Below are 20166 nucleotides of genomic sequence, written 5' to 3'. Positions count from 1 at the left end.
TTAAACAGCAATTTGAAAATCAATATTTATACCCGAGCTATGCTAAACTTTAATAATGGGACAAGAAATAGTTTACGCCCAGCGAACAAAAACATGTTAAAATTGATTTTATTACAATAGAAGAAGGATGAAGTTTCAATCTTAGCCACCGTTAGGAGGACGACAGCGATGGAACGAATGATAGGCTGGCTGAAGACAAGTGAGCAAAAAATGCTGATTTGGGCAAATCGGAGACCTGCAGGGGGGAAAAGACATCGACTCCTTGGCAAATGGTTAAGCACAGTCACACATATGGGCGGCGCCACTTTTACGCTCGCAACCGCCCTTATATATGCAATACTAGCACCTGCTCCTTGGAGCATAACTGGCTGGCAATGCTTGACTGCCGTCATCATTAGCCATTTGCCAGTTGCAATCGTCAAACGAAAATTTAAGCGGCTTCGGCCTTATCAGGCGTTGCAGGGCGTAAATACATGCCACAAACCGCTAGTGGACTCTTCCTTTCCATCCGGCCATACAACAGCTATTTTTGCCTGGCTCGTACCTATTTTGCTCACGAGCGGCATTTGGCTGACGCTGCTTGTGCCGGCAGCCTTAATAATCGGAGTATCGGTTGGATGGTCGAGAATGTATCTTGGCTTGCATTACCCGTCCGACGTTGCGGCAGGCGCACTCATCGGAACGGTGACCGCCCTTGCAGTCAATTATTCGTGGGTTGGACCCGCGGTGGGACTAAACTAGTTGTCCTCGTCATCAGAATCGGAACCGTTCAAAGCAGCTTCGTTCGCTTCCGCCTCTTCTTTAATCGACTTCTCTTGCTTCGCTTCGCGGTGCTTTCGCAGCGCCTCGGAGCCGATCACGGCTTCAACCCGGTAAATGTTTTGCCCTTTTTCCATAAACTTCATCTCATATTCAGTAAACACAAGGTCCTCTCGGGGGCCTTCTTTGTGTAAATGAAGCGAAATATTGCGCATGATAAGCTCCATCTCCGCAAAGCTGTTCAACGAAAACTCGAACAACGATTGTGAATCCGTCTTAAAATGAATCTCGCCGCGCTCATTCAGCAGCTCGATATATTTGGCAACGAGCCTTGGATGCGTGAGTCTCCGGCGCGCGTGCTTGCTCTTTGGCCATGGATCGCTGAAGTTAAGGTGAACGCGCTCGATCTCGCCCGGTGCAAACATTGTCTCGATTCCTTCGATATTAGCGCGAAGAAGCGCGAGGTTTGGCGGATGCGACTCCCCTTTTTGCTCCCAAATGATGCGTGCTTTCTCGCTTGCCCGGCGAAGCAGCTCGTCGTACATGTCAACGCCGATAAAGTTGATGTGCGGATAACGCGCGCTCATCTGGCTGATGAAACGCCCCTTGCCCATGCCCAGCTCAACATATATGGGGTTGTCATTGCCGAAAAACTCATTCCATCTTCCTTTGTGGGGCGCAGCATCAAGCACAACTAGCTCCGGCTGTCCCTCTAGACTCTCGCGAATGCCTTTTCTTCCTCTTAAACGCATATACAGTGATTCCTCCATTTATCGTAGACGTTGCAACGAATTAGACTAGTCCTTATTGTGCCCAAGAATGTGTCCAAAGTAAAGAGAAATGGTGAAGCAAAGCGGACAAACCCTCATCATATAGAAAAAAGCCGCGGCCCGTTTCCAGGCACTGCGGCTTGCATGTTGTGTATTTTGTCGCGCTGCTTAAGTGATTAAAGAAGCAGTTGGTAAGGAATCGGTCCATTCTCCTGCTGGTCACGCTCATAAGTCTCAACCAGCACTTCGTTCAATTTCTTCCGTGCAGAAATTTCTACGCCATGGTTATTGTGAAAACGGACACCCGTAAGCGCCATCAATTCTTTAACAGTCAGCTCAACCGTTACCGTGTCGTCGCCGCGCAATATTTTGGATACGTTATTCATCTCTAATCACCTCATCGATTTATTGTAACAGTATTTCCATCTAATCGACGTTTCATGAATGCAGGTGCAATTGGGCTATGTCAGGTTTATTTGTTGTTTTGTCGCACTTTTAATATAACACTTCATGTAAGGTTATGCAAGCCCAAATTGCCCCGTTTCAAAAATAATTTCCAAATAAAGCGGTTTCCGAACGTTCATACACCCTCCCTATAAGAAACGTGGCTTTTCCGCTGATTTTTCGCTAAAATATAGGGTGTACGTCTTGAAAGAAGGAGAAAACGATGATTGGACTACAACCATCGCCACAGCAGCCAACGCTATGGGGCGATAAACGATTTCATACATGGAATTACGAAATGCGGGAGCAGTTTGGCGGCAAAGTATTCAAGGTTACGCTTGATGCCGGCTTTACTTGCCCGAACCGCGACGGCTCGATTGCCAAAGGCGGCTGTACGTTCTGCAGCGCGCGCGGCTCAGGCGATTTTGCGGGCAGCAGACGTGATGATCTCGTTACGCAGTTCAATACCATACGGGATCGCCAGCATCAGAAATGGCCGGATGCGCAGTACATCGGCTACTTCCAAGCTTATACGAATACGTATGCGCCGCTTGAGGAGCTGCGCGAATATTACGAAAAGATTTTGCAGCAGCCGGGCGTTGTTGGGTTATCGATTGCTACCCGTCCTGACTGCTTACCTGATGACGTGGTCGATTATTTGGCGGAGCTGAATGAGCGAACCTATCTTTGGGTCGAGATGGGCCTTCAGACGGTTCATGAATCTACTTCCGAGCTGATTAACCGGGCGCATGACACAGCTTGCTACGTCGATGCCGTGAGACGCCTTCGCGAGCGCGGCATACGGGTATGCGCGCATATCATCTATGGCCTTCCGCAAGAAACGCATGAAATGATGCTCGATACCGGCCGCGCCGTCGCTGAGATGGATGTTCAGGGCATTAAGATCCACCTGCTTCACCTCATGCGCAAGACGCCTATGGTCCGCCAGTACGAGGCTGGGCTGCTCCGATTCCTAGAGCAAGATGAGTACGTGAAGCTAATCGTCGACACGCTGGAGTTTCTCCCGCCCGAGATGATCGTTCACCGCCTCACCGGCGATGCGCCGCGCGACCTGCTGATCGGTCCAATGTGGAGCCTTAGGAAATGGCAAGTGCTCAACGCCTTCGACGATGAGCTGAAGCGCCGCAACACTTGGCAGGGAAAACAATGGCAGCCGAGGTCTAAACACAATGCACAATAGTAAATTTAACAGCTCTTTGCGCACAAGCAAAAACATGTGCCTGCAAGCTGGCGCGATCGGAGGTGCGCCATGGGTTTTCTGTCGGTGCTGAGCATGGCTCACAAATGGATCGCTGAGCGCACCGCCCCTGGCGATACCGTCATTGACGCTACCGCTGGCGGAGGCGTCGATACGCTGGCGCTTGCAGCGCTCGTCGGGCCAAAGGGCACCGTGTATGCCTTTGATATCCAGCAGGAAGCGCTTGACCGTACACGAGAGCGCCTCCATGCTGTCGAAAGCAACGACAACAAGCTGCCTGAGGTTAAGCTAGTGCTTGAGAATCACGCAAACCTAGTTGATGCGGTTGATCCGGCTGTCGTTGGACAAGTCTCCGCGGTCATGTTCAACCTCGGTTATTTGCCGGGAAGCAGCGATCTAACGATTATAACGGAGCCTGCATCGACGCTGGCTGCGCTAGACGCTGCTATTGGGCTCCTGCGGCCAGGTGGCATCATAACCTGCGTCCTTTATCCAGGCCATCCGGGAGGCGCTGAGGAAGCCGCTTCCGTGGAAGCTTGGGCAGCTGAGCTGCCGCAATCGCTAGCACAATCGGTAACGTACCGCCAGTCGCAGCGGCCTGCGGCACCCTATCTCGTTGCTTTAGAGAAACGGCCGCAGAAAGCTTGATTAGCTTGGTGCGGCATGCTTGAGAAATAGGCAGATCATGCAATGATTTTGGTAACAACGTCCCTTTTCACCGTTAAATGTTCAACCTATGCTTAAATATAGTTGATCGCTTACACCAATACATACAATTGACATGGGAGAGATAACCAATGACTGTAAAACCTTATCCGTTACAATTTAAACCTGAAATGAAAGAACGCATTTGGGGAGGACGCGCGCTTGAAGGCTTCGGACTTGAGCTGCCAGAAGGCTCGATCGGCGAAGGCTGGATGATTGGCGACCACCCGAACGGCACAACAAAAGTGATGAACGGCGAGCTTACGGGCACCGGCCTTGACCAAATTCGCGAGGAATACGGCCGAGTTTGGTTCGGTACGAAGGGCTTCTCCGAGAAAAACGGACGTTTCCCGCTCCTTATTAAATTGCTGGATTGCAATGATGATCTATCGATTCAAGTGCATCCTACGGACGTATATGAGGGTCTTCCTGAGGGTGAGCTGGGCAAGACGGAAATGTGGTACATCCTTGATGCTAAGCCAGGCGCCAAAATCATTTACGGCTTGAAGGACGGCGTTGACCGCGCCTCGATGGAAGCTGCGATTGCAGAAGGCCGCATCATGGATACGCTGCAAGAGGTTTCCGTAGAAGCCGGCGATGCGTTTTATATTCCTGCCGGCACCGTTCATGCGCTATGCTCCGGTGTTGTTGTAGCTGAGATTCAGCAAAACTCCGATACAACGTATCGTTTGTTCGATTACGACCGCCCAGGTCTTGACGGTCAGCTGCGCGAGCTTCACATCGAAGATTCGCTAAACGTTATCGCCTATGAGGGTGCCGGCGCTCAGCGCATGAAGACCGACGATGCGGTTGCGGGTGAATGGCTGCGCATCGCTTCTTCCCCTTACTTTATCGTTGAAAAAGGAATCGTAGCCGCTCCTTGGGAGCTGTCCACTTCACTCGAGAGCTTCGTTATCCTCGTTATCGCAGAAGGCGAAGGCCTTTTGAAATGGGCAGACGGCGAGCAATCGGTCAAAGCAGGCGAGTGCTTCCTGCTTCCAGCTAACCTTGGCGACTATGCGCTTTCGGGCAGCATGACCGTCCTGCGCAGCGTTGTTCCTGCATAAATAGCAACAAGGGTTGAAATGATAAAAACGACTCCGCTGAGAAAATAAGCGGAGTCGTTTTTTTTATTCAGACGGTCGGAATCGTACCGCCATCTATCACGTATTCGCTGCCCGTAATCGACGATGCACGATCGGATGCTAGAAACGCGACAAGCTCAGCTACTTCCGCCGGCAGTCCCGGCCGTCCAAGCGGAATGCCCCCGAGCGAGCTCATTAATTGCTGCAGCGCGCTTTCCCTGCTTCCAGTTGCCGTTGCTATCCGGTCGATCATGGCATCCGCAGCCTCCGTTTGAATAAAGCCCGGCGATACCGTGTTGATCCGAATGCCCCGCGGGGAAAATTCGTTGGACAGCCCTTTGCTGTAATTGGTAAGAGCAGCCTTGGCAGCCGCATAGGCTAGCGTTGTCTCGTAAAGCGGCAGCCGCCTTTGGATCGAGGTAAAATGGATAATGACGCCGGAGCCCTGCTCTGCCATTAGCGGCAGCAGCCCGCGGTCCACGCGTACCGCGGCAAGCAGATTCCAATTCAGGGAATGAATCCAGTCTTCGTCATTTAAGGCGAGCGCTCCTCCGGGCGGCGTCGTCGAGCCGCCAACGCAATGCACAACGATATCAATGCCGCCTAGCTTCTCTTTCACTCCTTGAATGACTTTCTGCGTTCCTTCCTGCGTCGCTAGATCCGCTTGAATGAACAACTCTGGCTGCGGGAAATCTGCCGGCATAGTGCGAGCTGCGGTCAGCACCGTTGCTCCGGCGCCGGAAAGCCTCTTGACGACTGCCTGTCCCATTCCTTTTGTTCCGCCGGTGACCAGCACTTTTTTGTTTTCGAATTCATTCCATGATCTATTGCTCATCCTTCTCACTCCCGTTATTCAAAATGCCTTCTACAATAATGCCGCGGTATATACCGCCGCGGAGCCGATGTTTTAGCGCGTCCTGATATGCTTGGCTATAATACCAAGCCTTCGCTTCCTCCAAAAATGGAAACGATAGAATGGCAGCTCCTTCCACATCCGGCCCTTCGATCACTTGATAGGTTCCATATACAGCAAGCGGCGTGACAGGATGCCCGGCCAAGCCCGCAGGCGCTTTTTGCGAATAAAGACCAAGCTCTTCCTTATCGATCGTTTTTTCACGTATAAAGATGATATAGGCTGACAATAGCTGCCCTTCTTTCTTTGGTTATTTAAGCACATCGCTATCTTACCTTGACCCTCTTATAACGTCCAATTTATAATAATAATAAAATTGATGAATTATATTCATATAAAGAAGGTGCTCGCATGGAGCTTACGCAGCTTGAATATTTTTTGACCGTTTCTCGCCTTCAGCATATGACGATGGCCTCCAAAGCGCTCAGCATTACCCAGCCTGCTTTAAGCCATTCCATTTCCAAGCTGGAAAGCGAGCTGGGCGTTCCGCTCTTCGAACGCAATGGCCGGAACGTCCGGCTTAACCGGTATGGGCTCATGTTTGGCAAGTGGGTGGAGCAGGCGCTGCAAAATATCCAGGACGGCATGCAAGAAATCGAGGAATTTTCCAATCCGGAAAGCGGTGTCGTTTCGATAGCCTATCTCAATATTTTAGGGGTTGATCTGGTGCCCACTCTCGTAAGGGACTACCAGCTCATTCATTCAAAAGTTCGTTTTGAACTGAACCAAGGAAATCTCGGAGATATTGATGAGCAGCTGGAGAAAGGTTATGCGGATCTGATGATTACCTCGCGTGAATCCATCATGGATAATCATAAATGGCTCGTCATTCAAACGATGCCCCTATATATTGTCGTTTCTGCCAGCCATCACTTGGCGGAGCGCGCTTCGTTAAGCCTCATGGATTTATCGGGCGAGCCGTTCGTCGGACTCAAAAACAACTGCGGCCTCAAAGCAACGATTTTGTCGCGGTTTCAACATTCCGGCTTTACGCTGGCTTCCACCTATGAGGCTGAAGATTTGGCGACGGTCGCGGGGTTCATTAAGGCGGGGCTTGGCGTGTCGGTGCTTCCGAAAACGCTTGGGCTGATGCTGGACGGACTGGTGTGGATACCGATTACGGACGAAGGCTGGTTTTGGGAAATTGGCCTAAAATGGAGGGAAGACCGCTACTTGTCGCCAGCGGCCAAACGATTTATTGCATGTGTGGAGCTTCATCGCCAACCACCGCTTTGACAAAAATAGGTGCCTGCGGATAATACAAAAAAAGGGGCGTGCCAATGGGTCTGCTTAGACCTATGGCATGCCCCTTTTATTCTATTTTGGTTTACCCCTGCAAAGCTCCTTGCTCAACTTCGATCGACAACGTGAACGGACGCGGCTTCGGCTTGCTGCTGCCAGCCTCAAGCGCGTACAAGACGACAAGCAGCGTGTGACGCTCCCTTACTACCTCTCCCGTTGCGAGGAATGCCGCAAGATCAAATGGCACTCTCTCTATCACAGCATGCTTTTGAAGCTCCTTCTCCCCGAAACCAAGTGCAGCGAATTCTGGCGATACCTCTTCGGGACGGTCCGCTAGGCGGCGCATCCAGCCGCTCCATACGGACTTGTCCATCGTGAACTCCCACCAGGTTTTGCGCGGCTTGTAATTATGATTAAGGAAATAATCATATTTCATAAGCCCAAGCACCACATCCGAATCAAGACGCGATCCCGCAATTGCCAGCACCTCGTCAAAGGTGTAAGCCGTCTTCGACGAGTCATCCTCAGGCGATGGCAGGGAGCCGATTGCCTTCTTGCCTTGCAGCGGCAGCGTATCAAGAAACGCCCATAGACGCGAATACAAATCCTCAAGCTGATGGCCGATCTTCTGCCAGCCGCTCCGTTCCCAGAAATCGCCGAACGCTTGGAAGAAATCAAACGGCGAAGGGAATACCCGATCTACCAAATAGAGCAGCGTATGGTCCATCCGATGCGCATTCCAGTATTTCTCGAGCACGTCCTCGACCCGCTTAATGCGGACGATATCGCCAAATGGCATCAGATCATTGCCTAACATTTCATACGGCGATCTGTCCATATAAATATAGCCCCATTTGTCCGCTTCGCGGCGCAGTCCAGTGCCTCGGAGCATTTTGAGGAAGCCTAGCTGCAACTCCTCGGGACGCAGCTCGAATACGTCGTTAAACGTACCGCGGAACGTATCGTAGTTTTCAAGCGGAAGCCCGGCAATCAAATCAAGATGCTGATCGATTTTTTGCGAGTTTTTCACCTTCATGACGGTACGAACGAGCTTCATCCAATTTTGGCGGCGCTGAACGGCTTCATTCGTCGGATCATTCGTAGACTGCACGCCGATCTCGAAGCGGAATATGCCGGGAGGCGCATTCTCAGCCAAGTAGTCAAGCACTTCCGGCCGCATGATGTCAGCCGTAATTTCGAATTGGAAGACGCAGCCTTGGTGGTTTTTGATCAAAAATTCGAATATTTCGAGCGCGTAGTCCCGCTTAATATTAAACGTTCGATCGACGAACTTAATAAGCTTTGCGCCTTTTTCGATCAAATACAAAATATCCGCTTTCGTCCGCTCCATATCGTAGTAACGAACGCCAACCTCGATGCTGGATAGACAAAATTGACAGCTGAACGGACAGCCGCGGCTTGTCTCAAAATAAACGACGCGGCTTCCCAAATGAGGAATATCCTCCTCAAAGCGATGCGGCGAAGGCAGCTCATTCAGGTTCAGCTTCGGACGGGGCGGATTAATAAGCACCTCGACGCGGTCCTCGCGCTGCTTCCGGTAGGTAACCCCAAATACCATATGGTATTTGCCGTCGCCTTCAATCTCGGTCAGCAAGTGGTGGAACGTCTCCTCGCCTTCCCCGACTACGATAAAATCAACCTCTTGCACGCGCTCCATCCAGTAGTCCATATCGTAGCTGACTTCCGGTCCGCCGAGGATGATCTTAATTTCCGGCATGATTTTGCGCAGCATATTGATGACGGTAATCGTTTCTTCAATGTTCCATATATAGCAGGAGAAGCCTACTACATCTGGCTTGCGCGAGAAAATATCCGACACGATGTTCATTACCGGATCTTTGATTGTATACTCAGCAATATCAATATCGAATCGGTCTCCGCTGAACGCCTTCAAGCAGCGCAGCGCCAGTGATGTGTGTATAAACTTAGCATTTAATGTGGACAGTACCACTTTCATAGCAGCATAACCTCTCTAACTTAAGCATTTGCTTATGAAGCGCGATTCCAAATGATGAATGGCGCCTATAGCAAGATGCCTTCTATTGTACAGAAAAAAAAAGAAAAAAAGAAGAGGCACCCGCTTGCCGCATATCGCGGCAGCAAATGCCTCATCTCCTTAAACTCTTACTTTAATGAAAAGCTCATCTTTAAGCTGCATGTCGATGACCGGATAACGGACCCGCCATTTATCGCTGCCTAGTGACGTAACCTCGCCCGCAGCAAAGCCGCGCGGCTCGAAGCCGTAGTCGCGTTCAAAGGAAATAACGACTTGAATTTTTTCGTTAGGCAGCATTCTGTGGAACTCGTAGCCCAGATTAATCGTCCAAACCCGCAGCTCCTCCGCCGATTTCGCACCGTAATACATATAGAACAACGGATCAATATCAGCTGTCAGCACAAGCCAGCCTCCAGCATCTCGCTTCGCTTCCCACTTGGTAAACTTTGCTTCTCCTGCCGTTGCCGACAACGAGGAATATTGCTCCTTAAGCAGCTTCTCGATATCTGTCAAAGGAACGCCGACAAGCGTTTCCGGCAGGCTAGGCGGCAAAAATTTAGCGTTCGCTATATCTTTATCGGTCGTCTCGCTGTTCAGGTTAGCCGCATGAATAACCGATACGGCAAAGTTCAAATCAGCTGCCGTATCCGCATAACCGCTTGTCGTAATGCCAACAAGATCTCCATACTCATTAAACAGCGCTCCGCCGGAGCTTCCGTGGTCGATAGGCGCGCTTGTCTGTATGTAACGAATGCCGTCTTCGAAAATAATGTTGCTGACTAGACCGTCGGAAACCGTATTTTGCAAGCCTTGCGGACTTCCAATTGCGGTAACCTTGCTGCCCTTATAAGCGTTGAAGCCGTAGCCCAGCTCTACCACTGGCAGGCCGATCGGTTCTTCCGTTTTGATGATGGCTAAATCCGCTTTTTCGTCATATTTGGCTACGCCAACAATTTTCAGCTCGTCGCCATTAAGCGTAAGCGCTGTTGCAGAGGCAGCGTCAACCATCACATGATAGTTCGTCAGAATTAGGTTATCGTCGATAACTACGCCGCTGCCTTGTCCACGATTCGTCGAGATCAACACAACGCTCGCGTCAAATTTATCTACTATATCTTTACTAGTAAGCTTAGGCAGATTTTTCTGCTGCTCCAGCCATTCGTTATACTCGGCTTCCTCGGCAGCTTCCGGCGATGTAATCCGAACTGCATTAGCCGCATTATCCCATTTGACTGCAGCGCTGAGAGATTCGGATATGAAGCGTACCGGCACGAACGTAACGCCCTTGCGCACGACAGCCGGTGCGTCTAGCTTCACTGTCTTGCCATTAATAACGGCTTGCTTGACGCCTACTTTAAGAGATATAGAAACATTGCCTTTACGTCCAATAATCGTCTCCGTCTTGCTCTCCCAGGTTACCGAAGCGCCCAGAGCCGTAAAAATATCGCGCATCGGTACGAAGGTCACGCCTTTCTCTGCATACGCAGCTGCCGAGAGCGAAAGCTTCTTGCCGTCTACAAAGACCTGCAATTGCTTAGTTGTGGCAACCGTCGTCTTGCTCGGAGCGCTAGCCGCCGCAGCCGTGCTGTCGCTGAGTACCGGCAATGGTGCAAGCAGCAAACCTGCTACAAGCAAGGGACTGAGAATAGTCTGAATAAGTTTTGTTTTCACGCGGTAGCTTCCTCCAATATTTCACAATTTCACCATATGATATCTCTACCATTTATCCTACCATTCCTGCTGATGCTTTGTCTATGAAATCGATTTTCATAGTGGGCATCCGGCAGCCAAATAGAAGATTAGAATTGATGCCATGACTCGTGGTATAGTAGGAGCATTGAATCTAGGAGGTTTTCAGCATGCACAGGGGGAAAAAGCGCGGAGCTCCTCAATCACAAGCAGATAAGAGCAAGTCCTATCCGGTTACCGAGCCGATGGAACTGCTTCCTTTTCTAATAAAAAACATTTCAGGCGCGGGACGCAACGTCGTCAAGTCGATACTCGCGCACGGACAGGTTTCCGTTGGCGGAAAATCGACTACCGCATACAACTATCCGCTGCAGCCCGGCCAGACGGTTACCGTTGGCAGAGATCGGCCGCAGGAAAAGATTCCGCTCGAAGGGCTCACCATCATGTTTGAGGATGAGCATATTATCGTCATTAAGAAGGAAGCCGGGCTGCTGTCCATATCGTCAGACGCCGCACCGGAGAATGAAGTTACTGCCTACCGCCAGCTGACGGCGCATGTACGGGTGGAAAATACGAAAAATCGGATTTTTGTCGTGCACCGGCTCGATCGCGATACGTCGGGCGTTATGATGTTCGCAAAGAGCGAAGCGGTTCAGCAGCAGCTGCAAAACAGCTGGCAGGATTCGGTTCAAGAGCGGATCTATGTTGCGCTAGTCGAAGGAGCCGTTAAGAAAGAGCAGGGAACCATCACTTCATGGCTGAAGGAAAGCAAGACGCTCAAAATGTATTCAAGCGCCCACGCGAATGACGGTCTGCACGCCGTCACCCATTACAAGGTGCTGCGCGCCAACAAAAACTTCTCACTGCTCGAAGTGAATCTCGAAACCGGCCGCAAAAACCAAATTCGCGTCCATATGGAGGACATCGGCCATCCGGTCGTAGGAGACAAAAAGTACGGCGCCCGCACGCGAATCATCGGCAGGCTCGGACTTCATGCTCGCGTACTTGCCTTCACGCATCCGATTACAGGCAAGCTTGTGCGCTTCGAAACCGAAATTCCGAAGCTGTTTCTCAAGCCGTTCCATGTAACCGAGTAGCGGCAGCACCAAAAAAGAAGCATCGGCTGCCTGTAACGCGCAGCCGATGCTTCTTTTATCCATAAGGAGGATGATCATTATGCCACATCTATTATTTCGCGGAGTGCCTGCCGACAAGCTGCAATCCGTCACCGCTCCGCTTGCGGATGAGCTTGCAGCCATTTGCGATTGCGGCACCGACAATTTCACGATGGCTTGCCAGCATACAACAAACGTGTTCGGAAGCCCGGAAAGCGAAGCCGGCTTCGCCTTCATCGAGGTAGGCTGGTTCGAGCGCGGGCAGCAAATCCGAAATCGCTTCGCGGTGGCCGTCACAGATGCTGTCCGCCAGCTCGGCATATCCGAAATCGAAATCGTGTTTCAACCGTACCGCGAGGACAGCTATTATATTAATGGCGAGCCTGTGGAAGAATAGCATACTTCTATGCTTCGCTTGATTGAGGTTATTTTCCAGCAATGACCCGAAAATGCTTCCTCGGAAGAGGCTTTCCCAAAGCCTTATCATGGCTTCTTTCGTCCACCGCAGAAGTGCGGATCATAAGAGAGCTAAGCCTTCAACTCCACTTTCAAGGTGTGGTTGGAGGCTTTTTCCATTCATAGTTGAGATCGTCTAATGAATCTTAACACATGAATTTGTAATGAGCGGACTGTAGTTCCGTTATATTTGCGTTTTGACCATTTAGGGCGAATTATGCGGACAGGAGATCCGTTATCTCTATTTAAACGAGGTTCCAATTGGGTTTACTGAGTGATTAGCGGTACCTGAGTCCGCGAACGCTACAAAAATCGTTGATTAAGAAAAATAAAGGATTCTCTGTCCGCTAAAGAACTCATTTACACCATCGCGATCTTGCCTGATTGGTTTTTAGGCGGATACGGCTTCTTTCATGCCCAATTGCTTATTCAGCATCGCATTGTCGCTTTCATTCCTTGCTCCACACCACATCATCAACATTCAACCAGCCAGCTCCCCCCACAAAATAAACAGAAACCGAATCGTTCGCAGCAACTGGCACTGCTGGCAGCTTTATCTCGACGTACTCTTCTTGAAACGGGACTGCCAGCTCTTGAACCATTGCTCCATTAATAGAGATGCCAACCGTGCCGCCATCCCCGCCAGCACTTACTTTTGCGGACAGTGCGTATTCTCCGGCATTAGCGCTTATAAATGTCTGAGTGGCGATATGCTCGGTGCCGGGATCGATGTACATGAGATTCGTGCCGCTGAACGGCCGGTTGGTTCCGATTCCAGCCCCGGCAGTAAACGACCAATACCGCTGTCCCTCCTCAAAACCTCCATTTTGAAAAGCCTCATGAACCTTCGGCGCTGCTATCCTTCCTTTTCCGCTGACGACCGTATAATGCTTGAACCGTTTGATCCGATAGCCCGAGTTCTCGTCCGGAATAGCGTCGTTATTGCTAAAAATATAAACGGCCACCTCGTCCGGCCTAAGCTCAGGCTTCCCGAAATGGTATCTGCCGAAGGAGCGGACAAACTGAAAGGGCTGCCCGGGGTTTATATAGTCCACCGTGTCTATAAACTGTCGCGGTTCGATTTTTTCATAAAATAATACGTAAATATAAGGCATCATCACTTGATCCGTCACATAAACTTGCCCTTCCGTCTCATCCGAGGCGTACGTGATCGCTTCGCCAAAGGACTCGAAGAACATCGGGCTTATTTGCTTCGCGTAAGCAGTGAAATACTGTCCGCAAAACAATAGAAAGAACACGGTGAACGCACCGATCGCCACGACCAGCGAATATTTGATTTGCTTATGCAGCCACATCAAGCCGGCAACGGCTAAGTACACGGTCGGGAAAAAAATGATATTGATCCTATTGATATTCACATCCGTAATCAGCGTTATAAGAAGGGCTGCTCCGAACCAAATCGCCATTACCGCAGTCTCGGCGCGGAACTCTTTTACTAATTTATAGACGCCGTATACGATTCCTATGGCGATAAGCGGCAAAGCGATCGGATACATATAGCCGTATTCAGGTATCGCGTTCCACAGCAGGCCGTCATTTTGCGTAATAAACAGCTTTAGAAACTGGTTAAAATGCTGCGCAAGCATCGAGAAGGCGTTGCCTTCGAATGCCGATGATACCTGCTCCACCCTTGGAACGGTAAGCTTTGGTATGGAGAACAGCCATTGTACCGTCGACATATTGAACCTGTTTATTAGAAGAAACAAGCCGATTGGCGCTGCTAAAATAACGAGGACGAGGCTATTCCACAGCAGGTCGCGCAGCTTGAACACCTTCCTCGCAACGAGCAGGGCCAACACGCTTACGCCAAACACCGGCACAAAAAAATAGGCCGTGCCATACGCATACAGCGAGGCGGCAAGCGTTACGGTGAAGCCGATCAGCCATCTCGGCTGATGGATCGCTTTAAACAAAAAAAAGACGGCGAGCAGCACCAGAGTCGGGAAAATATTCGACTCGAGCGCCCATCTGGATATCATAATATGCCATGGACAGATGACGATAAAAAAAGCCGCTGCGGCAGCCGCGTGTTTTCTCTTAAATAGCTGTAAAGCTATTAAATAGAAAAGCACCGTCCCAAGCAGCCCAAACAGGATGCTAAGCATTCGAACCGATAGCGGAGTTAAACCAAATAAATAGATAAAGGGCATAGACAGATAAGCATAAAGCGCATTTTGGCCGCTTCCCCAAGCGATCAAATGAACCGGCAGCGAGACGCCATTCCGATCGATTCCGAAATGAAGAATGGAATAGGCCTCGTAGCCGATCGAAGCCTCATCCTGATTCAAGCCGCCCGGTATGGCGCCGGCGTAAAGAACTCTCACTGCTGCTCCGATTAGGAACAGCATCAAGAGCATGGGATTGTTTTTCATCCAATCGATCGTACGAGTCATTACTGTGCGTCACCGCTTTTTGCATTGGAATTAGACTGGCGAATCGGATATAAATAGAAAAATAGAAGCGCGATAAGCAGCGCGGCAAACGGAATAACGCTAAGCATCGAACGGATCCCCCATACGGCTGCATCCGATTGCACGGCATCCTTCACGTAGCCGGTAGCTTCCAATATAAACCCAAGCACCACCGCTTGCAGCGAGATGCCCCATTTGACGATAAAGCCGTTCATCCCAAAGTACATGCCTTCCCTGCGAACCCGCGTGCGCGTCTCATCCTCATCGATAATTTCGGATAACAGCACGTCCAGCAAAACGAGCAGCCCCGCTAAGCCAACGCCGATTACCGCTGCAGCAGCTGCAGCAAGCGCTACGCTCGATACGAATAAGAACGGAATCATCGCAAGCGCATAGATGATAATGGCAGCCATAACCGTCTTGCGCGCTCCCCATCTTTGCAGCAATCTTCCCCAAATATATACGAACGGTATAGCTGCAACGAAGATCGCGCCAAGCAAAATGGTATTGCTGTCTTCCGCAGCGCCAAGCACGTATTTGGTGAAGAAAGGAATGGCAGCGGGCAGCATCGCGAAGGTGAACTGCGCAAAGAAGCTGCCAATGACGAATAGCACAAACGCTTTGTTCGAGAACGTAAATTTCAAAGACTGGACGAACCCAACCTCTTCGCGCTGCACGACGATTTTTTCTTTGCTGGCCGATACCATGACGATAAAGAAAATGAGCGCGATACCCGCAAAAATGGCACCCATCGGTCCCCAGCCCAGCTTCCCATAAACGAGAGGAGGCAGCGCCACGCCAATGATCATCCCAAGTATGCCGAACATTTGGCGCCACGACGATACCTGCGCGCGCTCCTTGATCGTCGTAAACATTTCTGGAAACAGCGCCGAATAATTCAAGACGACCATGACGAACAAAATATCATATAGCAATACGATCGTTAAAAAATACCAGAACAAAGCAGAGCCTGTGCCGATTGGAAACCAAATCGCCGTAAATAATGCCGCAAGCGGCACCATGCCAAAGAGCATATACGGTATCCGCCTGCCAAAACGGGAGCTCGTCCGATCCGAAAGATGTCCAAACAGCGGATTTAATACCGCATTCACGATACCGTGAATAACCATGGCAACGCTGATTAAGGCCGGTCTTACGCCTAGCACATCCACATAATAAAAAACGATGTAGGATGCAAAAGCTTGTGCAATTAAATTAACGGATAAATTTCCTGAGCTGTAAGCTAATTTAGCTTTAAAGCTTGCAGTGGCCATAAACAACACGCTCCCGGTTACGATGAAAGTCTATTATAAACCTCGCTTATAACTCTCTCATCTTACCGTACAAACCCTTATTATTCCATATATAACTTTTTTAAAATAACTAGATATGCTTCACCATTCGAATATACTCGCTTCCGCTTACTTCAATCGAGCCGTCCTCGGTAAAGTCCAGCTTTTTGTATAGGGCGCGCGCTCTTGTATTGTATGGTTCAACAATTAGCGACAGCTTGTTGTAGCCTTCCTCCAAGCCTCTCTGCTCAAAGGCGCCGATAAGCGTTTTGGCAATGCCTTGTCCCTGAAAACGCTCATCGACAGCGATAGAATCCAAATAATATTCGCCTGCTTCCGCCTCCACGGCGATGCTCTCGTTCGAGCGAGGTCCCTTATCCCGGCCAGGCCGCGTCACAAAAGGCACATCAAGCGCAGCCGCCCCATCGCCCGCATAGCTGATCAGCATGCCTGCAATGCCTTCTTCCCTTCGGTCGACAAGCACATGCTTATAGCTGATCCGATTGTCTTCACGCGTATAAAAGCCGGCTAAAATGCGCTCTGCTTCAGCTTGATCCTCAGTTCCTGCTAGCGTGTAAGCAATGTTGCCGATCGCCGCAAGCATAAGCGGCAATACCTCATGTACGTCTTCTCTTCTGGCTGGTCCTATCATGATGGCATCCCTCATTCTTTTTATGTTCTGTTATAATAGATAAATATTGTTTCTGAAGGTGATGAAGTAGTGAGTAATGACTATTATACATTTCCCATAGGCATTCGAAACAGCGAGGTTCCCTCTGCCCCAAAGGCGGAGGCCGAGACAAGCCGCCAGCTTGTTGGCGCTGATGCGAAGGATGCCGGGTTTTTCCGCGCTTTGGAGCAGTACGGCATTTCGCTCAATCGCCCCCAAATTGCAGCGGTTCGCCACGACAAGGGACCTGCGCTTACGCTTGCGGGAGCCGGCTCGGGCAAGACGTCCGTGCTCGTATGCCGAACTGCTTATCTGCTCGCCGTGCAGCATGTCCAGCCGCAGCACATTTTGCTGATGACCTTCTCCAAAAAAGCGGCAGATGAAATGCGAAGCCGCATTCGCTCGCTTCCTGTCCTTAGTCCGCAGGCAGCTAGCGGCGTCGAGGCGCGAACGTTTCATTCCTTCTGCCTCCAGCTGCTCAGAGGGCGAGGTTACCGCCAAGGCATTCTTGGCGAAACCGGGCAAAAGCATATTTTTTTCAAGCGGCTCATGCGCGAGCTTTTGCTGCAAAATGACTACGAGCCCGAGACGCTGCTCGCTCAGCTGTCGGCGATTAAGCTGCAAATGATCAACGTTAGCGACCTTCCGTCAGCGACAACGGAGGAAAGGGAGCTGAAGCTGCTCTTCACCCGCTACGAGCAGTGGAAGAAGGAACTGGATAAGTTCGATTACGATGATCTTCTGCTGGAAGCGTACAAGCTGCTGAAGGATGATCCAGAGCTTCTTGCTACGCTGCAAAGACGCTTTCAATATTTGATGATCGACGAGTTCCAAGATACCAATCAAGTCCAATACGTGCTCATCCAAATGCTCGCCGATAAGCACCGCAATCTGATGGTCGTAGGCGATGACGATCAGACGATCTATTCCTTCAACGGAGCGAAAAATGATTATATTTTGAACTTCGAGCATCAATATCCCGGCGCGGCGACTTATGTTTTGGATATCAACTACCGCTCGACCAGCACGATCGTTGGCCTTGGCAATGCAATTATTCAATATAACAAGCTGCGCAAGGAGAAATCGCTGCTGGCTGTAAAGCCAAAGGGAGTTAATCCCTCCTACGCCCGGCTCAAAACGACGCAGGACGAAGCCAAGCTCATCGCGGATACCATTATATCGCATACGGCACAAGGGAAACGCTCCTTCGGCGATTTTGCCGTTTTGTTCCGTACGGCGAGCAGCAGCAGGGCGCTAACCGAGCTGCTTCTGACCAAGGAGCTTCCGTTCATCGATTTCGGCGATGGCCAGCTCTTTTATGATCAATGGGCTATAAAGCCTTTGCTTGCGCATTTGCGGCTTGTACAGGATCGCCGAAACTTTGATGCGATGGAAGTTTTGCTTCCTTCGCTTTATGTCAATCGCGAGCAGGCGATGGCCTTCATATGGAACCAAGACAAGGTGCGCGCGAAGAAGTGGCCGCTCATTCATCTGCTTGAATTTCCGCAGCTGAAAGAATTTCAGAAGGACAAAATCAAAGAGCGCATCAAGCTGATCAAGTCGTTGACCGATGCGTTGCCTGCATCAGCTATTATGCAGCTTCGACAAGCCTTTTATGACCAATTTCTTGAAACGAGCAAGCGCCATGAAATGACGGAGCATAAGGAAGGGCTTAAGGAAGTGCTTGATGAGTTCGAGGCTGCGGCCAGCAACTTTGAGACGATAGAAGCTTTTCTAGCCTATATCGATGATATCACGGACAAGCACGCTGCCGTGCAGCAGCTCCAGAAGCATGCGCATAACCGCAGCGCCATATCGCTGATGTCGATCCACAAATCAAAGGGACTCGAATTTCCGGTCGTTTTCGTCATTGGCGCCTCGGAGGGCATATTGCCCCATAGCTCAGCGCTTGCAGCCGATAAGCATAGCGATCGCACCTCGATCCAGACCGGCGATGATGCGCTTGCCGAAGCGCTCGAGGAAGAGCGGCGCCTTGCTTACGTCGCCGTAACGAGAGCTCAGGAGGAGCTTTATATCAGCTCACCTGCCTTATACCGAGGCAAACCGGCAGAGCTGTCGCGCTTTATCCGCTCCGCTTTCATGAAAGAGGAAGAGAGCGATTCCGAATCTGCACTCGCATGGCTCTGCACCAGCGATTCCTGTGAGGTATGGCAGCGGATTATTACGTACGAGGATTCGCAAGCGGAGTTTCGGCCATGCCCGCTGTGCCAGTCGCCTATGGAGCAAGGAACGAAAATACTGCCGAAGAAGAAGCAATAAGACCATGTGAGGAGAAGACAAGCAGCATGATCAGCACTAGTGAACAGCTAGCCCCGTATCTAAAGCTGGCGGACGCCGTTATTATAACGGATATCGATCATCATATCTTGGCGGTCAATCGCTCGTATGAGAAAATTACCGGTTACTCCTCGGAGGAAATTACCGGAAAAAAAGCAAGCATATTGCGGACATCCTACACGCCAAAGGAAACGCATGACCAAATGAAGCTCGCGCTTAAGCAAGGCCTGCCATGGTCAGGCGTACTGACGAACCGGCGAAGAGACAGCAGCATTTGGCACTCATCCATTACAATCACGCCACTGCTTGATGGGAACGAGCTATATTATATCGGCATCTTCCGTGAGCTTGAGAAGCTGAAAAGCGGCTTTTATTTGCCGGAGGAGCGGATCGGCTCCATTCAAAGCTCCATGCTGAAGGTACTCGCCATCTCTTGCGAGATAAGAGACCCCGGCATCGAGCAGCATCTGGTTCGCGTTCGGGAGCTGACCGAAAGGCTGACGCATTTTCATAACGAACGGATGCAATTAGGGTGGTCGGAAGAGCTGGTGAACCGGATATCCCATTCCAGCATCTTGCATGATATCGGCAAATCCGGCATCCCGGAGGGCATTCTATACAAGCCCGGCCCCCTCGCTTACTACGAGCGGCAAATCATCGAGATGCATACGCAAATCGGCGTTGATATCATCGATAAAATCTATGCTGAGCTGAATGATGATTTATTTAACCAGGAGCTTGAGCTCGGCAAAAACATTATTTTGTACCATCATGAAAAATGGGACGGCACCGGCTACCCGCATCTGCTGGCGGGCGAGGACATTCCGATTGAAGCGCGAATCGTAAGCGTCGTCGATGTATACGATGCGTTGACGAGCATCCGCCCGTACAAAGAAAAATGGTCTGAGCAGCGGGCGCTGGCGTATATTAGCGGGCAGCGCGGGCAGCATTTTGATCCCGAGCTCGTCGACTCCTTCCTCGCACTTATCGCTTCAAAACCATAAAAAGCAGCGGCAGCTAAACCATGAAATTCATGCTTTAGACTGCCGCTGCTCTTTTA

Annotated in this window: 18 protein-coding genes; 9 read left to right on the top strand and 9 right to left on the bottom strand. The window is 50.5% G+C overall.

The window, feature by feature from the left end:
- Window positions 1–168: 168 nt before the first annotated feature.
- Entirely contained in the window at window positions 169–741 is a 573-nt protein-coding gene (locus ADU23_RS15365) for a phosphatase PAP2 family protein (protein WP_053374528.1), read from the top strand.
- Here the strand turns inward: ADU23_RS15365 and trmB are convergent.
- On the bottom strand, window positions 738–1511 hold the full coding sequence (trmB, locus tag ADU23_RS15360) for a tRNA (guanosine(46)-N7)-methyltransferase TrmB (protein ID WP_053374527.1): 774 nt from the start codon (window positions 1509–1511) through the stop codon (window positions 738–740). The genes ADU23_RS15365 and trmB overlap by 4 nt on opposite strands.
- 194 nt (window positions 1512–1705) lie before the next feature.
- Window positions 1706–1915 (bottom strand): hypothetical protein, encoded by a 210-nt coding sequence (locus tag ADU23_RS15355; protein WP_053374526.1) that lies wholly within the window; start codon window positions 1913–1915, stop codon window positions 1706–1708.
- Between the two features lie 281 nt (window positions 1916–2196).
- Here ADU23_RS15355 and ADU23_RS15350 point away from each other — a divergent pair, with 281 nt between their 5' ends.
- The 3 genes from ADU23_RS15350 to ADU23_RS15340 all read left to right on the top strand — a co-directional run bounded on the left by ADU23_RS15350 (window position 2197) and on the right by ADU23_RS15340 (window position 4964).
- Window positions 2197–3174: a TIGR01212 family radical SAM protein gene (locus tag ADU23_RS15350; RefSeq protein WP_053374525.1), complete on the top strand. Its 978-nt coding sequence runs from the start codon at window positions 2197–2199 to the stop codon at window positions 3172–3174.
- Between the two features lie 69 nt (window positions 3175–3243).
- Window positions 3244–3840 carry a tRNA (mnm(5)s(2)U34)-methyltransferase gene (locus ADU23_RS15345; protein WP_053374524.1) on the top strand — a complete coding sequence of 199 codons (597 nt, stop codon included), beginning with the start codon at window positions 3244–3246 and terminating at the stop codon, window positions 3838–3840.
- A 149-nt stretch (window positions 3841–3989) separates the two neighbouring features.
- Complete coding sequence (locus ADU23_RS15340) at window positions 3990–4964, top strand: type I phosphomannose isomerase catalytic subunit (protein WP_053374523.1); 975 nt, start codon at window positions 3990–3992, stop codon at window positions 4962–4964.
- Window positions 4965–5031: 67 nt separating this feature from the next.
- Here ADU23_RS15340 and ADU23_RS15335 read toward each other — a convergent pair whose 3' ends face one another.
- Window positions 5032–5817 (bottom strand): SDR family oxidoreductase, encoded by a 786-nt coding sequence (locus ADU23_RS15335; protein WP_053374522.1) that lies wholly within the window; start codon window positions 5815–5817, stop codon window positions 5032–5034.
- Window positions 5807–6124 (bottom strand): DUF1330 domain-containing protein, encoded by a 318-nt coding sequence (locus ADU23_RS15330; protein ID WP_053374521.1) that lies wholly within the window; start codon window positions 6122–6124, stop codon window positions 5807–5809. The genes ADU23_RS15335 and ADU23_RS15330 overlap by 11 nt, the downstream gene beginning before the upstream one ends.
- Before the next feature lie 122 nt (window positions 6125–6246).
- Between ADU23_RS15330 and ADU23_RS15325 the strand changes: the two genes are divergently transcribed.
- The gene (locus tag ADU23_RS15325; RefSeq protein WP_053374520.1) at window positions 6247–7131 is read left to right on the top strand and encodes a LysR family transcriptional regulator; all 885 of its coding nucleotides are present in this window, start codon (window positions 6247–6249) and stop codon (window positions 7129–7131) included.
- A gap of 91 nt (window positions 7132–7222) precedes the next feature.
- Here the strand turns inward: ADU23_RS15325 and ADU23_RS15320 are convergent, their stop codons facing one another.
- Window positions 7223–9115, bottom strand: coding sequence for a B12-binding domain-containing radical SAM protein (locus tag ADU23_RS15320; protein WP_053374519.1), 1893 nt, complete (start codon window positions 9113–9115; stop codon window positions 7223–7225).
- A 159-nt stretch (window positions 9116–9274) separates the two neighbouring features.
- On the bottom strand, window positions 9275–10825 hold the full coding sequence (locus ADU23_RS15315; protein WP_053374518.1) for a stalk domain-containing protein: 1551 nt from the start codon (window positions 10823–10825) through the stop codon (window positions 9275–9277).
- A gap of 188 nt (window positions 10826–11013) precedes the next feature.
- On the opposite strand from ADU23_RS15315, the gene ADU23_RS15310 reads away from it, so the two are divergent.
- Window positions 11014–11940: an RluA family pseudouridine synthase gene (locus ADU23_RS15310; protein ID WP_141680344.1), complete on the top strand. Its 927-nt coding sequence runs from the start codon at window positions 11014–11016 to the stop codon at window positions 11938–11940.
- A gap of 79 nt (window positions 11941–12019) precedes the next feature.
- Window positions 12020–12355, top strand: coding sequence for a DUF1904 family protein (locus ADU23_RS15305; protein ID WP_053374517.1), 336 nt, complete (start codon window positions 12020–12022; stop codon window positions 12353–12355).
- A 508-nt stretch (window positions 12356–12863) separates the two neighbouring features.
- Here ADU23_RS15305 and ADU23_RS15300 read toward each other — a convergent pair.
- The 3 genes from ADU23_RS15300 to ADU23_RS15290 form a co-directional block, all read right to left on the bottom strand.
- Window positions 12864–14828, bottom strand: a complete 1965-nt coding sequence (locus ADU23_RS15300) for a glycosyltransferase family 39 protein (RefSeq protein WP_053374516.1) — start codon at window positions 14826–14828, stop codon at window positions 12864–12866.
- On the bottom strand, window positions 14828–16120 hold the full coding sequence (locus ADU23_RS15295; protein WP_053374515.1) for an MFS transporter: 1293 nt from the start codon (window positions 16118–16120) through the stop codon (window positions 14828–14830). Before ADU23_RS15295 ends, ADU23_RS15300 begins: the two co-directional genes overlap by 1 nt.
- A gap of 109 nt (window positions 16121–16229) precedes the next feature.
- Window positions 16230–16790, bottom strand: coding sequence for a GNAT family N-acetyltransferase (locus tag ADU23_RS15290; RefSeq protein ID WP_053374514.1), 561 nt, complete (start codon window positions 16788–16790; stop codon window positions 16230–16232).
- 69 nt (window positions 16791–16859) lie between these two features.
- On the opposite strand from ADU23_RS15290, the gene ADU23_RS15285 reads away from it, so the two are divergent.
- A complete protein-coding gene (locus ADU23_RS15285; RefSeq protein ID WP_053374513.1) occupies window positions 16860–19088 on the top strand; it encodes a UvrD-helicase domain-containing protein in 2229 nt (742 codons plus the stop codon).
- A gap of 26 nt (window positions 19089–19114) precedes the next feature.
- A complete protein-coding gene (locus ADU23_RS15280) occupies window positions 19115–20110 on the top strand; it encodes an HD domain-containing phosphohydrolase (RefSeq protein ID WP_053374512.1) in 996 nt (331 codons plus the stop codon).
- Window positions 20111–20166: the final 56 nt, after the last annotated feature.

The organism is Paenibacillus sp. FJAT-27812, from assembly GCF_001273905.1.
In the GTDB taxonomy this organism is placed as follows: Bacteria; Bacillota; Bacilli; order Paenibacillales; family Paenibacillaceae; genus Pristimantibacillus.
Note: the sequence above shows the minus strand (reverse complement) of the source record. Positions and strands in the feature narration are given on the sequence as shown.